This is a genomic window from Pseudonocardia xinjiangensis, from assembly GCF_012911925.1.
Lineage (GTDB): Bacteria > Actinomycetota > Actinomycetes > Mycobacteriales > Pseudonocardiaceae > Pseudonocardia > Pseudonocardia xinjiangensis.
Genome location: NZ_JAAXKY010000106.1, coordinates 1 through 14,888, shown reverse-complemented (window position 1 = coordinate 14,888; position 14,888 = coordinate 1). Strand labels below are relative to the sequence as shown.

Annotated in this window: 15 protein-coding genes; 9 read left to right on the top strand and 6 right to left on the bottom strand. The window is 72.9% G+C overall.

Annotation, left to right across the window (positions count from 1 at the left end):
* Window positions 1–8: 8 nt before the first annotated feature.
* The 3 genes from HF577_RS26195 to HF577_RS26185 all read right to left on the bottom strand — a co-directional run bounded on the left by HF577_RS26195 (window position 9) and on the right by HF577_RS26185 (window position 2,808).
* Complete coding sequence (locus tag HF577_RS26195) at window positions 9–1,442, bottom strand: cytochrome ubiquinol oxidase subunit I (RefSeq protein ID WP_169398617.1); 1,434 nt, start codon at window positions 1,440–1,442, stop codon at window positions 9–11.
* A gap of 125 nt (window positions 1,443–1,567) precedes the next feature.
* Window positions 1,568–2,272, bottom strand: a complete 705-nt coding sequence (locus HF577_RS26190; RefSeq protein WP_169398616.1) for an anti-sigma factor family protein — start codon at window positions 2,270–2,272, stop codon at window positions 1,568–1,570.
* Entirely contained in the window at window positions 2,269–2,808 is a 540-nt protein-coding gene (locus HF577_RS26185; RefSeq protein ID WP_169398615.1) for a sigma-70 family RNA polymerase sigma factor, read from the bottom strand. The genes HF577_RS26190 and HF577_RS26185 overlap by 4 nt, the downstream gene beginning before the upstream one ends.
* A 205-nt stretch (window positions 2,809–3,013) precedes the next feature.
* On the opposite strand from HF577_RS26185, the gene HF577_RS26180 reads away from it, so the two are divergent.
* From HF577_RS26180 to meaB, 6 genes are all read left to right on the top strand, one after another.
* Complete coding sequence (locus HF577_RS26180) at window positions 3,014–3,739, top strand: hypothetical protein (RefSeq protein WP_169398614.1); 726 nt, start codon at window positions 3,014–3,016, stop codon at window positions 3,737–3,739.
* 97 nt (window positions 3,740–3,836) lie between these two features.
* Complete coding sequence (locus tag HF577_RS26175; RefSeq protein ID WP_246267278.1) at window positions 3,837–4,397, top strand: DUF6529 family protein; 561 nt, start codon at window positions 3,837–3,839, stop codon at window positions 4,395–4,397.
* Between the two features lie 4 nt (window positions 4,398–4,401).
* A complete protein-coding gene (locus HF577_RS26170; RefSeq protein ID WP_169398613.1) occupies window positions 4,402–4,893 on the top strand; it encodes a Rieske (2Fe-2S) protein in 492 nt (163 codons plus the stop codon).
* A gap of 204 nt (window positions 4,894–5,097) precedes the next feature.
* Complete coding sequence (locus HF577_RS26165) at window positions 5,098–7,041, top strand: methylmalonyl-CoA mutase family protein (RefSeq protein WP_169398612.1); 1,944 nt, start codon at window positions 5,098–5,100, stop codon at window positions 7,039–7,041.
* Window positions 7,038–9,200 (top strand): methylmalonyl-CoA mutase, encoded by a 2,163-nt coding sequence (gene scpA, locus HF577_RS26160; protein ID WP_169398611.1) that lies wholly within the window; start codon window positions 7,038–7,040, stop codon window positions 9,198–9,200. Before HF577_RS26165 ends, scpA begins: the two co-directional genes overlap by 4 nt.
* 29 nt (window positions 9,201–9,229) lie before the next feature.
* The gene (gene meaB, locus HF577_RS26155) at window positions 9,230–10,210 is read left to right on the top strand and encodes a methylmalonyl Co-A mutase-associated GTPase MeaB (RefSeq protein WP_169398610.1); all 981 of its coding nucleotides are present in this window, start codon (window positions 9,230–9,232) and stop codon (window positions 10,208–10,210) included.
* Window positions 10,211–10,216: 6 nt separating this feature from the next.
* Here meaB and HF577_RS39840 read toward each other — a convergent pair whose 3' ends face one another.
* A complete protein-coding gene (locus HF577_RS39840) occupies window positions 10,217–10,927 on the bottom strand; it encodes a TetR family transcriptional regulator (RefSeq protein ID WP_169398609.1) in 711 nt (236 codons plus the stop codon).
* Window positions 10,928–10,991: 64 nt separating this feature from the next.
* Between HF577_RS39840 and HF577_RS26145 the strand changes: the two genes are divergently transcribed.
* The 3 genes from HF577_RS26145 to HF577_RS26135 all read left to right on the top strand — a co-directional run bounded on the left by HF577_RS26145 (window position 10,992) and on the right by HF577_RS26135 (window position 13,756).
* Window positions 10,992–12,005, top strand: a complete 1,014-nt coding sequence (locus tag HF577_RS26145) for an aldo/keto reductase (protein ID WP_312859394.1) — start codon at window positions 10,992–10,994, stop codon at window positions 12,003–12,005.
* A gap of 70 nt (window positions 12,006–12,075) precedes the next feature.
* On the top strand, window positions 12,076–12,879 hold the full coding sequence (locus tag HF577_RS26140; RefSeq protein WP_169398608.1) for a metal-dependent hydrolase: 804 nt from the start codon (window positions 12,076–12,078) through the stop codon (window positions 12,877–12,879).
* Between the two features lie 49 nt (window positions 12,880–12,928).
* A complete protein-coding gene (locus HF577_RS26135) occupies window positions 12,929–13,756 on the top strand; it encodes a DUF1932 domain-containing protein (RefSeq protein WP_312859393.1) in 828 nt (275 codons plus the stop codon).
* Window positions 13,757–13,834: 78 nt separating this feature from the next.
* On the opposite strand, the gene HF577_RS26130 is transcribed toward HF577_RS26135, so the two are convergent.
* Entirely contained in the window at window positions 13,835–14,020 is a 186-nt protein-coding gene (locus HF577_RS26130) for a hypothetical protein (protein ID WP_169398607.1), read from the bottom strand.
* An 83-nt stretch (window positions 14,021–14,103) separates the two neighbouring features.
* Window positions 14,104–14,888 (bottom strand): CehA/McbA family metallohydrolase (locus HF577_RS26125; RefSeq protein WP_169398606.1); only part of this gene is annotated, 785 nt, incomplete at its 5' end.

Here is a 14,888-nt window from a genome sequence, read left to right as displayed (position 1 = left end):
GTCGCTTGCTAGTAGGTGAACGCCGGAATGGCGTCGGGCTCGCGCTCGCCCTCGCCCGGGTAGGGCATGACGTGGCCGGGACCGGCCTTCAGGTAGCGCCACATGAGCCGGGCCTCGACCACCGCGAGCGTCCCGTAGAGCGCGGTGAAGGCGGACAGCGAGAACGCCACCTCGCCCAGGCTCACCCCCGGCGAGACGCTGGCGGCCGTGAGCAGCTCGCCGACCACCGTCCAGGGCTGGCGGCCCATCTCGGTGAGCACCCAGCCGAAGATGTTGCCCACCATCGCGGCGGGCAGGGCCGCCATCGCCACGCGGTACATCCAGCGCTGCTCGGGCAGGGCACCGCGGCGGGTGAGCCACAGCCCGAGGACGCCGATCCCCACACCGGCCATGCCGAGGCCCATCATCAGGCGGAACGACCAGTAGATCACCGGGATGTTCGGCGTGTAGTCACCCGGGCCGAACTGCTGCTGGTAGTGCTGCTGCAGGTCGTTGATGCCCTGGACCTCGCCTGCGGGGGAGCCGGTGGCGAGGAAGCTCAGGACGTAGGGCACCTGCACGTCGATGATGTTCTGTCCCATGCCGACCTCGCCCAGCGAGTGGTCGCCGACGGCGAAGAGCGAGAACCCCGCGGCGTCCTCGGTGTTCCACAGCGCCTCGGCGGAGGCGAGCTTCATCGGCTCGTACTGCGCCGCCAGCTTGGCCTGGTGGTCGCCGGAGTAGACGACGACGGCCCCGGCGATCACGGTGGTGAGCAGCCCGGCGCGCAGGGTCCGGCGGAACATCCCGGGCTCGCTCGCGTGGGGGGCCGTGTCGCGGTGCAGGAGCTTGTAGGCGCTCACCGCCACCACGAACAGGCCGGCCACGACGAACGAGGCGGAGACGACGTGCAGGTAGGTCGACCAGGCCTGGGAGTTGGTGAGCACGGCCCCGATGTCGGTGAGGTGCGCCCTCTTGGTGGCCGGGTCGACGGCGAACCCGACCGGGTGCCGCATCCAGGCGTTGGCGGCGAGGATGAAGTAGGCCGACAGGTTGGAGCCGATCGCGGCCGCCCAGATCGTCGCCAGGTGCACCCGGCGCGACAGCCGGTCCCATCCGAAGATCCACAGTCCCAGGAACGTGGACTCCAGGAAGAACGCCAGCAGCGCCTCCAGCGCCAGCGGGGCGCCGAAGACGTCCCCGACGAAGGTGGAGTAGGCGCTCCAGTTCATTCCGAACTGGAACTCCTGGACGATGCCGGTGACCACGCCCATGGCGAAGTTGATCAGGAAGAGCTTGCCGAAGAACTTCGTGGCGCGCAGGTACTCGGTGTTCCCGGTGCGGTGCCAGGCCGTCTGGAGGACGGCCACGACGACCGAGAGGCCGATCGTCAGTGGCACGAACAGGAAGTGATAGATCGTCGTGATCCCGAACTGCCAGCGGGCCAGGTCCAGGGCGTCCACGCGCAGCCTCCGCTCGCCGAACTTCTACGTACTGTAGTAGTTCTACAGTACGTAGAAAACGGCGCTGCGGAGAGGTGTTCCTGATCTCCTTTTTGCCCTGTCGGGCCGCTGCCGGTCGGTACGGGTCAGGCGGTCTGCAGATGGGCGAACTGGCGCCCCGCCTCGTTCTCCACCATCACCGACGCCACCTGGTCGGGCGCGATGATCGCGGAGCCGTGGAGGGTCACGCCCTCCTTCCAGCCCGTCGGAGGCACGAGCCAGCTCCCGGCCACCTGGCGGCTGCCGTCGCGGGCCACCACCACCAGGCGGCAGCGCTCACCCGCCGGGATCCCCTGCACCGTGGCGCTGACGCGCACCCATCCCGTGGCGGGGGTCAGCATCGCCGTCATCACCACCCCGTCGGGCCCGGTGCCCGTGAGCACCTGCGCATCGGTGGGTACCTCGGCCGGGGCAGGTGCGGCGATCACCGTCGGGGGGCCGGCGGTGGTCCGGCCGAGCGCGACCCCCCCGCCGAGCACGACGGCCATGCCGACGACGCTCGCGGCCACGAGCGACAGCCGCTTGCGACGTCGTTGCGAACCGACCTCGGACCGAATCTGGCGCAAGGTGCGTTGCAGCACCAGGTCGCCGTCGGGCGGCCCGTCGAGGAACACCTCCGGCGGTACCTCGTCGAGCAGGTCGGTCATCTCGCGCAGCTCCTCCCACTCGTGACGGCACTCGCGGCACGAGGCCAGGTGCTCCTCCACCGCGTGCGCCTGTTCGGGGGTGAGGAGACCGAGGACGTAAGCCCCCAGCTCCTCACGGTCGTGCGGTCTGTAGGCGTGGGTCATGCCGGCACCTCGTCCCCTGCCGTGTCCCGGGTGGTGAGACGCTCCCGGAGAGCCCGGAGCGCGTAGTAGGACCGCGACTTGACCGTGCCCGCCGGGATGCCGAGCGCAGTGGCCGCCTCCCCGAGGCTGCGCCCCTGGAAGTAGATCTGGTCTAGCACGCCGCGGTGGTCCTCGGAGAGCTCCTCGAGAGCGGCCAGCACGGTGACGGACGTGGCGACGCGGTCGGCGTGGTCACGCTGGATCGGCGGGGTGTCCGGACTCTCCGGCACCTCCGGTGGCCGGGCCGCTCTGGCCCGGATCCGGTCGGTGACGATGTTGCGCGCCACCGTCAGCAGCCACCCACGCGTGGATCCCCGGCCGTTGGCCACCACCTCGGGGTGGCGCCAGACCCGGATCAGCGTCTCCTGCACGACGTCCTCGGCGGCGCCGCGGTCGCCGGTGAGCCGGGTGGCGTAGGCGAGCAGCGCACGCCCGTGTTCCTGGTAGACGGCATGCACCAAGGCCTCGTCACGTGCGCGAGGTCGTACGTCGGGCATGTTCCCGGCTCCCTGGGACGGCGGACGGATGCGGCACCTGATGGAGCCGCACCTACTGATGGCACGTGTCGCAGACGCGGGAGGTTCAGTGCGCCCTTGTCAGTGGTTACGCAAAATATCCGATTGAACCGTTTCGGTCCGCGTGCCGTGTGCAGAGTGACCATGGTCCGGCAGCAGGCCGGGCTCCGACCCTCACGGGGAGAACATGAAGAGCTACGCGCCCCTGGTGACGCTGGCCGCGGTCGTCGCACTCGGCGCCGGATTCCTCGTCGCCAACACGATGAGCCAGAGGGCCGCCACAGAGACGTCAACGGCCGCACTGGTCGACCCGACGGCGGGGGACACCGCGCCGTCCACCGTCGTCGACCTTGGCCGGCTCGCACCGTCGGCCGCGCCCGAGGCCGCCCCGAAGGCCGGGTCCGACGCCGCTGCGGCCCCGGCGGTCGCCGAGAAGGCCTACGCGGGCTGGACCTCGGGCCGGGAGCTGTCGGTGGCCATCGCGGTGAAGGACGGCCGCGCGGTCGGGTACGTGTGCGACGGCGCCGCGACGGAGGCCTGGCTCGAAGGCGTCCTGTCGGGCGACCAGCTGTCGCTCACGAGCAAGGACGGCGCGACGACGATCACCGGCACCGCGAACGAGGCCTCGTCGGCGGGCACCGTGACCGCGGGCGGGCAGGAGTGGTCGTTCGAGGCCGAGGGCGTCGCGGCACCCGCAGGGCTCTACGAGGGACGGGCCGACGTCCGCGGCGTGGCCACCCGCGTCGGGTGGGTCGTCACCGGCGACGGCGAGGTGACCGGCGTGGCGTCCGCGGCGGGGGAGCGGCGACCCGCGCCCGTGCTCGACCCCGCCCGGCCGGGTGCCGTCGTGCTCGACGGGGTGCCCGTCGAGGTGACGTCGCTCGACGGCGGCTCCGCGGTGATCCGGCGATGAGCGAGCGTGCGAGCGAGTCAGTGTCACAGCGCCTGCGCGCTGTGACGTCTCCCGATGGGCCGGCCGAGCGCAGCGAGGGTGAGCGATGAGCGCAACGATGCCCGCCTCGCATGCGGCCCGCCGGCGCCCCGGCCCCGGAGGGGTCCTGGTGTGCGGCGCCGTCGGCTCGCTGGTCGCCGTCGGGCTCGGCGTGTACGGCCGGGTGCACGAGCCCACCTTCTTCGCGATCAACCTGGCCGGTTTCTCCAGCGGCCTCGCGGTGAAGTCCTGGCTCGCCACCGTGGCGTTCCTGCTGGTACTGGTGCAGCTCGGCTCGGCGATGGTGATGTACGGGCGGATCCGCAGCATTGCGCCCGGACCCTGGGTCGCGGCCCTGCACCGCTGGTCAGGACGGGTGGCGGTGCTGGTCACCGTGCCGGTCGCGGTGCACTGCCTCTACGCTCTGGGGTTCCAGACGGGCTCGATGCGCACGCTTCTGCATTCGCTCTTCGGGTGCTTCTTCTACGGGACCTTCGTCACGAAGATGTTGCTCCTACAAAGGTCACACGTCCCACGATGGAGCCTGCCGTTGCTCGGAGGGATGGTCTTCACGGCCATGACCGCCCTCTGGCTGACCTCCTCGGTGTGGTTCTTCACCACATCGGGGCTGACCTTCTGAGGAGATGCTCGTGCACGCGAACCTGACCACCCCGGCCCTCTCCCGGCGCGCGGTCGTCGTCGGTGGCTGCAGCGCTGCCTGCGTCGCCGCGCTGGCCGCCTGCAGCAGCTACGGCTCGGGCGGCGCGCCTGCGCCTGCGCCGGCTCCGGCACCCACCGGCGCGCCGGGCGCGGCCCCGTCGGGAGCAGCCCCGTCGGGGGGTGCCACCGGCACGGCGCTCACCAGCACCTCGGACGTCCCGGTCGGCGGCGGCACCATCTTCGCCGACCAGCAGGTCGTGGTGACCCAGCCGACGGCAGGCGAGTTCAAGGCGTTCTCCGCGATCTGTACCCACCAGGGCTGCACGGTGTCGCAGGTGGCCGACGGCACGATCGACTGCCCGTGCCACGGGAGCCGCTTCGCGGTCGCGGACGGCTCGGTGGTGCGTGGGCCGGCCGCGTCCCCGCTGCCGGCGAAGAACATCACGGTGGAGGGCACCTCCATCGTCCTGGCCTGACCTGGTCCGGTGTCCCGCGTCACGCGCTCGGGGCGGGCTCAGCGCCGCCTCCGCACTAGACTCCTGCCGACCTGGCCCGTGCACGGCGCGGTGGCCGCGGGGCGGCGGAGGAGTCGCAGTGGTGATCATGGCGGTACTGCTCATCGCAGTGGTGATCGAGGCGGGGCCGATCGAGGCTGAGCCGGCGACGAGCGCGGCGGACCGATGAACACGGCGAAGGTCGACAGCGGGGCGCTGGCCGCCGACGCACCGGCCGAGCCGGAGGACCTGGTGCTGGCGGGGGAGTTTCCCGCCGCCCCGCGGGACGCGTGGGTGCGCCTCGTGGACCAGGTCGTGGGCAAGGCCGGCCTGCTCGCCGCGGTGCCCGGCAGCGGTGCCGCCTCGCCGGGGGCCGGCGTCGAGAGGCTCACCCGGCGCAGTCCCGACGGCATCCGCGTGCTGCCGCTCTACACCGCCGAGGACGCGCCCGCGGCCGACATCGGCGTGCCGGGCGCGGCGCCGTTCGTCCGAGGGTCGGGCAGGAACGGCGCGGCCCCGGACGGGTGGGACGTCCGCCAGCGCGTCGCCGAGCCCGACGCGCGGCTCGCTCGCGAGGCGGTGCAGGCCGATCTGGAGAACGGCGTGCGGTCGATCTGGCTCGCCCTGGGCGAGGGGGGCAGTGCGGTCGCGGACCTGCCGGCCGTGCTCGCCGACGTGCGTCTCGATCTCGCTCCCGTGGTCCTCGACGCCGCGGCCGCTCCCGCCGACGCGGAGACCGACGCCGCGCACGTGTTCCTCGCGTTCGCCGCCGAGCAGGGGGTCGGGCCGGCCGAGCTGCTCGGCACGCTCGGCCTCGACCCCGTCGGGCGCCGCGCACGCACCGGGGACGGCCCGGACGTCGCCACGGTGGTGCCGCTCGCCCGGCACGTCGCCGCGGAGTTCCCCCAGGTCCGCGCGATCGTGGTGGACGCGCTGCCCGTGCACGGTGCCGGCGCGTCCGACGCGCAGGAGCTGGGCTGGTCGCTCGCGGCGGGCCTGGAGTACCTGCGGGTGCTCACCGCCGCCGGGGCCGACGGGGTCGGCGCCGGGCTCGACCTGCCCACCGCGGCGCGGCTGCTGGAGTTCCGCTACGCCGCCACCGCGGAGCAGTTCCCGACCATCGCGAAGCTGCGCGCCGCGCGGCGCCTCTGGGCGCGCGTCACGGAGGTCTGCGGCTCGCCGCAGCCGCAGCGGCAGCACGCGGTCGGCTCGCCCACGATGCTCACCCGGCGCGACCCGTACGGGAACCTGCTGCGCGGCACCGTCGCCGGCTTCGCGGCCGGCGTGGGCGGCGCCGACGCCGTCACGGTGGTGCCGTTCGACGCCGCGCTCGGCGCCCCCGAGCCGTTCTCCCGGCGGATCGCACGCAACACCCAGGCGCTGCTCGTGGAGGAGGCGCACCTGGCCAGGGTGATCGACCCCGCCGGTGGCTCCTGGTACGTCGAGTCCCTGACCGCCGAGCTGGCGAGGGCGGCCTGGGCGTTCTTCCAGGACCTCGAGGCCGAGGGCGGGGCGCTCGCCGCGCTCGACTCCGGGTTCGTCGCGGAGCAGGTCGCCGTGGTCCGCGGGCGCCGGCTGGCCGACGTCGCCACGCGCCGGGCTCCCGTCACCGGGGTGAGCGAGTTCGCCGATCCGGCCGAGAAGCCGGTGCGGCGCCGTCCGCTGCCCGAGCAGCCGGGCGGCGGCCTGCCGTGGTTCCGCCCGGCCCAGCCCTATGAGGCCTACCGGGACCGGTCCGACGCGCGGCTCGCGGCCACCGGCTCCCGCCCGCGCGCGTTCCTCGCCACACTCGGGCCGTTGGCGGCTTACACCACCCGGGCCGGCTTCGCCCGCAACCTGCTGCAGGCCGGGGGGATCGAGGTCGTGGAGGCCGGGTCCACCGAGACCGCCGACGAGGTGGCCGCCGCATTCATCGCGTCCGGCATCCCGGTGGCGGTGCTCTGCTCCACCGACGCGGTCTACGGCGAGCGCGGCGCGGAGACGGTGGTGGCGCTGCGTGAGGCGGGCGCCCGGCAGGTGCTCCTCGCCGGGAGGACCGGGGTCCCCGGCGTCGACGGCACGCTGCACGCCGGCGTCGATGCGCTCGACGTGATCGAGTCCGTTTATGCGGCTCAGGAGGACGTGCGATGAACCTTCCCGACTTCACCCAGGTCCCCCTGGAGAGCGACGCGACGCCCGCCGCGGACTGGGACGGCGACGTGCCGGCCTGGGACGCGCCGGAGGGCATCGCGGTGAAGCCGCTGTACACGGTGGCGGACCTTGCCGACGTGGACTTCCTCGCCACCTACCCGGGCATCGCACCGTATCTGCGCGGCCCGTACCCGACGATGTACACGACCCAGCCGTGGACGATCCGGCAGTACGCCGGGTTCTCCACCGCCACCGAGTCGAACGCGTTCTACCGGCGCAACCTCGCCGCCGGGCAGAAGGGGCTGTCGATCGCGTTCGACCTGGCCACCCACCGCGGCTACGACTCCGACCACCCACGCGTGGCGGGCGACGTCGGGATGGCGGGCGTGGCGATCGACTCCATCTACGACATGCGCAGGTTGTTCGAGGGCATCCCGCTCGGCGACATGTCGGTGTCGATGACGATGAACGGCGCCGTGCTGCCGGTGCTCGCCCTCTACATCGTGGCGGCGGAGGAGCAGGGCGTCCCGCACGACAAGCTGACGGGGACCATCCAGAACGACATCCTCAAGGAGTTCATGGTCCGCAACACCTACATCTACCCGCCGCAGCCGTCGATGCAGATCATCTCCGACATCTTCTCGTTCACCTCGCGGGAGATGCCGCGGTTCAACTCGATCTCCATCTCGGGCTACCACATCCAGGAGGCGGGGGCGACCAACGACCTGGAGCTCGCCTACACCCTCGCCGACGGCGTGGAGTACCTGCGGGCCGGGCTCGACGCGGGGCTGTCGATCGACCGGTTCGCCCCGCGCCTGTCGTTCTTCTGGGCGAACGGCATGAACTTCTTCATGGAGGTCGCCAAGCTGCGGGCCGCCCGCCTGCTCTGGGCGAAGCTCGTGAAGCAGTTCTCGCCGCAGAACGAGAAGTCGCTGTCGCTGCGCACCCACTGCCAGACCTCGGGGTGGTCGCTCACGGCGCAGGACGTCTACAACAACGTGATCCGCACCTGCATCGAGGCGATGGCCGCGACGCAGGGCCACACCCAGAGCCTGCACACCAACGCGCTGGACGAGGCGCTCGCGCTGCCCACCGACTTCTCCGCGCGGATCGCCCGCAACACGCAGCTGCTGCTGCAGCAGGAGTCGGGCACCACGAAGGTCATCGACCCGTGGGGCGGCAGCTACTACGTCGAGCGGCTCACCTACGACCTGGCGCGGCGGGCGTGGGCGCACATCCAGGAGGTGGAGAAGGCGGGCGGGATGGCGCAGGCGATCGACGCCGGCATCCCCAAGCTGCGGGTGGAGGAGGCCGCGGCGCGCACGCAGGCGCGCATCGACTCCGGCCGCCAGCCGGTGATCGGCGTGAACAAGTACGTGGTCGGGCAGGACGAGGACGTCGAGGTCCTGAAGGTCGACAACGCGGGGGTCCGGCGCGAGCAGCTGGAGCAGCTGCGGCGGCTGCGCGAGGAACGTGACTCGCGCGAGGTCGACGCAGCGTTGCAGGCGCTGACGAACGCGGCCGCGGCGATCGCGGAGGGCTCGCCGCGCGGCGACGAGCAGAACCTGCTGGCCCTGTCGGTGAACGCCGCGAGGGCCAAGGCCACCGTCGGGGAGATCTCCGACGCGCTGGAGAAGGTGTTCGGGCGCCACGCCGGTCAGGTCCGCATCATCTCCGGTGTGTACTCCGAGGAGGCCGGGTCGAGCCCGGCGATCGAGCGGGCCCGCGAGCTGGTGGCCGAGTTCGCGGCCGACGAGGGGCGCCAGCCGCGCATCCTCGTCGCGAAGATGGGGCAGGACGGGCACGACCGCGGCCAGAAGGTGATCGCCACGGCGTTCGCCGACCTCGGGTTCGACGTCGACGTGGGCCCGTTGTTCCAGACCCCGGGCGAGGTGGCCCGGCAGGCGGTGGAGGCCGACGTGCACGTCGTCGGCGTCAACTCGCTCGCCGCGGGGCACCTCACGCTGGTGCCCGAGCTGCGCGACGAGCTGGCGAAGCTCGACCGCGCCGACATCATGGTCGTGGTGGGCGGGGTGATCCCGCCTGCCGACTACCCCGCCCTGCGGGAGGCCGGCGCCGCTGCGGTGTTCGGGCCGGGCACGGTGATCGCGGAGGCCGCGGTGGACCTGCTGCAGAAGCTCGCAGCCGCGCACAGCTGAGGTCGTCGCCGGAGCTCGGGAGGAGGGCCGTGGCCCGCGAGATCGATGTGCCCGCGCTGGTGAAGGGCGTGCTCGGCGGGTCACGGGCCGTGCTGGCGCGTGCGATCACCCTCGTGGAGTCGCACCGTCCCGACCACCGCCAGGCGGCGCAGCAGCTGCTCATGGAGCTGCCGGTGACCTCCGGTTCCCGGCGGGTGGGGATCACCGGGGTGCCCGGCGTCGGGAAGTCGACGTTCATCGAGCGGCTCGGCACCCGGCTCACCGGCGCGGGCCACCGGGTCGCGGTGCTGGCCGTCGACCCGTCCTCCACCCGGACCAAGGGCTCCATCCTGGGCGACAAGACGCGGATGGCCGCCCTGGCCGTCGACGAGAACGCGTTCATCCGGCCCTCGCCCAGCGCGGGGACGCTCGGCGGCGTGGCGCGTGCCACCCGGGAGACGATCGTCCTGATGGAGGCGGCCGGGTACGACGTCGTGCTGGTGGAGACGGTGGGCGTCGGCCAGTCCGAGGTGGCCGTGGCCGCGATGGTCGACACGTTCCTGCTCCTCACGATGGCCCGCACCGGTGACTCCCTGCAGGGGATCAAGAAGGGCATCCTGGAGCTCGCCGACGTCGTCGCGGTCAACAAGGCCGACGGCCCGCACGAGAAGGAGGCCGCAGCGGCGGCCCGTGAGCTGACCGGCGCACTGCGGCTCGTCACGCCGGCAGGCGCGTCCTGGCAGCCGAAGGTGCTGGCGTGCAGCGCTCAGTCCGGCACCGGCATGGCCGAGGTGTGGGCGGCGGTGGAGGAGCACCGCGCCACCCTCGAGGAGTCCGGCGCGCTGGCCCGGCGGCGCGCCGACCAGCAGGTGCAGTGGATGTGGACGATGGTGCGCGACCAGCTGATGGACCGGCTGCACGCCGACCCGCAGGTGCGCGCGGCGATCCCCGCGCTGGAGGGTGACGTGCGCGCGGGCGGCCTCACCCCCACGCTGGGGGCGCAGGAGATCATGAACCTGCTGGGTCTCTGAGAGGGACTACCCGGCCGCAGTGTCACGGGGGAGCGCGAGCAGCCCGGTGATGGTGATCCGGAGGATGTCGGCGTACATCGCGGCGAAGTCGAGCCTGGCGTCGGCGAGCCGAGGATCGGTGGTGGCCTCGACGACGGTGGGCGTCGGTGTGCAGAACGGCCACAGGCCCGCCACGGCGACGACCGCGATCCTCGTGACGTAGAGGGAGGCCTCCTCGTCGAGTTCCGGTACGCACCGGTGGATCATCCGGGCCAGCCGGCGTCGATGCTCCAGGTCGGCGAGCTTGAAGCGGTGGACGGAGTCGGCCGAGACGTTGCGCTCGAGCACCGTGGCCAGCTGGCTCCACAGCCGGCAGAGCAGGGGGTGCGCGGCCAGCGTGCGGGCCCAGGTCTCCACCAGCCGCTCGATGCCGCACGGGCCCGCGCCGAGCTCGCGATCGAGCTGGTCGAGCCAGCTCGCGAGACTGCGGTGGAGCAGTTCGAGCAGCACGCCCTCGCGGGTGCCGAAGTAGCGGACCACGTTGCTCTTCGGGATGGCGAGCCGGCGGCTGAGCTCGCGCAGGCCCACGTCCTCCAGGGGCACCTCGGCGAGCATGGCCTCGGCCGCCGCGAGGATGGCGTGGCGCCGTTGGTCCTGCTGCTCCGGTCGCCTGGCGCGTCGGAACTGCGGTTCCGGCGGATGGCGCACCCGCGCACCCCCTGATGTCTCGTGGTTCACGGGACACCCTAGCGGACCACTGGACCCTTGTTAGCGGTCCAGTGGACCGATACTGTGGGCTCCCGTGAACGAAGCACAGATCACGCTGGGGCACAGCACGATCCGGATCAGGCCGATCGGCCTGGGCTGCATGGGGATGTCGCAGTTCTACGGCACCGCCGACCGGCAGGAGTCGATCGCGACGATCAGGGTCGCCCTCGACTCGGCGGTGAACTTCTTCGACACCTCCGACATCTACGGGGCAGCAGGCTCCGTGCCGACGGGGAACGGGTTCGGGCACAACGAGACGCTCCTCGGCGAGGCGGTCCGCGGGCGCCGCGACGAGGTCGTGCTCGCGACGAAGTTCGGTGCGCGGCCCGTGCCCGACGGCGGGGTGGTCTTCGACGGCCGTCCGGAGTACGTCCGGGCCGCGTGCGACGCCAGCCTGGCGCGGCTGCAGACCGACCACGTCGACCTGTACTACTGCCACCGGCTGGACCCGACGGTGCCCGTCGAGGAGACCGTCGGCGCGATGGCCGAGCTCGTCGCCGCCGGGAAGGTGCAGGCGATCGGGTTGAGCAACATCGGCGCGGACGCGCTGCGCCGGGCCGCCGCCGTCGCGCCGATCTCAGCCCTGCAGAGCGAGTACTCGCTCTGGGAGCGCGGGATCGAGGCCGAGGTCCTGCCGGTGTGCCGCGAACTGGGCATCACGCTGGTGCCCTACAGCCCGCTGGGCCGGGCGGCGCTGACCGGCAATGTCGGGAGCGACACCAGGTTCGACGCGGGCGACTTCCGCTCCACGCTGCCGAAGTTCTCCGGCGACAACCTCCGGCACAACCTGTCGCTGGTCGAGGAGCTCACGCGGTTCGCCGACGCTCGCGGTGTGACAGCGGGACAGGTGGCTCTCGCGTGGCTGCTCGCCCAGCCCCATGACGTCGCCCCCATCCCCGGCACGAAACGGGCGAGGTACGTGCGGGAGAACGCCGCGGCCACGGCCGTCGCGCTGAGTGCCGACGACGTGGCCGCGCTCGGGCAGGTCTTCTCCCCGGACCGGGTGCGCGGCGGCCAGTACGGCGAGCTGGGCGTGCGGAACCGCTGACCGCTCTCCCGCGGGAAGCCGCCCGGCGCGCCTCCTGCGGAGCGCGGCTCAAGATCGCTAACGTCGTCCGGTGCTCGGGGTAAGTCATGCAACATCCGGCGCGGCCGCAGGCCTCGCCGTCGCAGGTTTCGCGCAGCAGTGGGTGGAGATCGACTCGAGCGCAGGATCGGTGCTGACCTTCGCGACCGTGTGCGCGGGCGCCGCGCTGCTCCCGGACCTCGACCATCCGTCGTCGATGGCCACCAAGCGGTTCTCCGTCGCGTCCTGGCTCGCCAGCAACGCGGTACGGCCGCTGTCCGGGTTCGTCTACGACCTGACCCGGGGCCGGCGCGACACGGGCAAGGGCACTCACCGAGGTCTGACCCACACCGTGGTGGCCGCCGTGCTGCTCGGGCTGGCCATCAACCTCGCCTCGGCACGGTGGGGCACCCCGGTGCTGGTCGGGACGCTGTTCGTCTGCATCGCGCTCGCGATCAAGGGGCTCGACGCGCTCGTGCCCGGACCCCCGTCGCTGGTGATCGCGGCGGGGCTGACCTACGCCGTGGAGGAGTTCGTCCCCGGCGGCACGGCCGGCACGGCCGGCTGGCTCGGCACCGCGGTGGCGCTCGGCATGGTGGTGCACTCGATCGGTGACGCGATCACGGAGTCCGGTGCGCCGCTGCTGTGGCCCATCCGGATCCGGCGGCGCAGCTGGTACCCGGTGGGGACCCCGCGCCCATTGCGCTTCCGGACGGGCGGCGTGGTGGAGACCTGGGTGGTGGCGCCCGCCCTCACCGTGGCGACGTTCCTCCTGGCCGCGTACGTGGTGCCGGGGGTTGCCCCGTTCCTGCTGGACCTGCGCGTCGGGTTCGAGCGGCTCGTCGCCGGGGGCTGAGCGGCGACGCACCGGCGCCCGGCCGGTCCGCAGGGACGATGATGGTCACGTGGACGACGACGCAGAGCTCAAGCCGCGCCCGGTGATCGGCGTGCTGCACCCCGGCGCCATGGGCGCCGCGCTGGGGTCGGCCCTCAAACCTGCGGCCGGTGCCGTGATCTGGGCCGCTGCCGGCCGGAGCAACGCCACCTCGAAACGCGCCGAGCTCGCCGACCTCGTCGGTGTGCCCGACCTCGCCTCGCTGGCGCAGCGCTCGGACGTGATCGTCTCGATCTGCCCGCCGCACGCCGCCGTCGAGGTGGCCGAGCAGGTGGCCGAGGCGCTGGGCGACCGCCCGGACCGGCCGGTGTACGTCGACGCGAACGCCGTCTCCCCGGACACGGTGCGGCGGGTCGGCACGGTGCTGGGTGCCGAGCACGTCGTCGACGGTGCGGTCATCGGGCCGCCGGCGTGGGAGGCGGGCCACACCGTGCTGCTGCTCTCCGGCGCGGCGGCCGGCGCGGTGGCCGGCCTGCTGCGCGGGTCGCCGTTCGAGGCCCGCGTCCTCGGTACCGAGCTGGGCACGGCGAGCGCACTCAAGGCCTGCTACGCCATGCAGAGCAAGGCGATGCCCGCGGTCTGGCTCGCGGTCGCCGCCGCGGCCCGCGGCTACGGCGTGCAGGACGCGCTGGGCGACCTGCTGGCCCGCGACGGGGTGGACCTCACCGCTGTGCTCGACAAGCTGGAGGCCCAGGCCGGCCCGAAGGCGTGGCGCTGGGTGGGGGAGATGGAGGAGGCAGCCGACACGGTGGCGGCCGTGGGCGTGCCGGACGGGTTCTCCCGCTCGGCCGCGGAGATGTACCGGCGGATGGCGCAGGAACGCGGGACCGGCTCCTGAACCGAACGACCGCCGCCGCACCGGGGGGAGGTTGGGCGGCGGCGGTCGACGGGGCGGGGTGTCGCCCCGGTCTCGTGGTTAGTGGCCCGCCAGATCCGACGTGTCGCGCACGTCCTGGCTCCACCCGCGGTTGCTCACCGAGTCCCAGCCGCGGTTGCCGGGCACGTCGTGCGAGGCCTCCGCGTTCGGCGCGCCGCCGAGGAGGATCGCGCCGGCCATCGCGCTGAGAAGAACAGCAGTGACGGTCAGTGACGTGCGTTGCATGGGGGACAGCTTGGACTGCTGGGGCCTGTGGGTCCTCATCGTCCCGGCATTTCTCACTCGAAGGTGTTCCGACTCGCCGCAGGTCAGGTGACCAGGGCGAGCACGCTGTTGTCGGCCGACTCGAGCCGGTGGGGCCCGGGGCGGCCCCGGAACGACCGGCGGTCACCGAGCACGACCCGGCGTCCGCCGTCCGGGTCGACGAGGTATGTGCCGTCGCCCTCGTGCACCACGAGCTCGTCGCCCACGCGCAGCAGCACCGGCGCGTCGCGCCCCGCGCTCAGCGCGATCCGGCCCGCGTCGATGCCCGCGAGCACGTCGTCCCCGGCGCACTGCACCCAGGTGGTCGGCACCCCGAGCGGACGGCCCTGGGCGGGGGTGTGGAAGTCGCTGCCGCCGAGCGGGAGCACGGCCGGGTCCCAGGCCAGCCACCAGGCCAGCGGGCCGCCCCAGCGTCGGTCGAGCCAGGTCCAGTGCCAGATCTCGGCGAAGCGCGGTCTGCGGACCATCGGGTGCCGCCACGCGCAGTCGTTCGCCAGCGGGTGGTTGACCGACAGCAGGCCGCCGCGTCGCTCGGTCTCGGCCAGCCAGTCGTCGGCGGGGCGGCGGAAGTCGATCCAGCCGATGTCGCCGAAGGCGTTGGCGTGCCCGGTGTCGCGGGTGACCTCCTGCCCGGGCAGCAGCAGCACTCCGGCCCGGCGCCCCGCGGCGGGGAGCGCGGGGTGGTGGCTCACCGTGTTGTGGTCGGTGACGGCCAGGAAGTCGAGGCCGCTCGCGGCGGCGAGGCAGGCCAGCTCGTCGACGGTCAGCGCGCCGTCGGAGTGCACGGTGTGGCTGTGCAGGTCACCGGCGAGCCAGCGCAGGCCCGGTT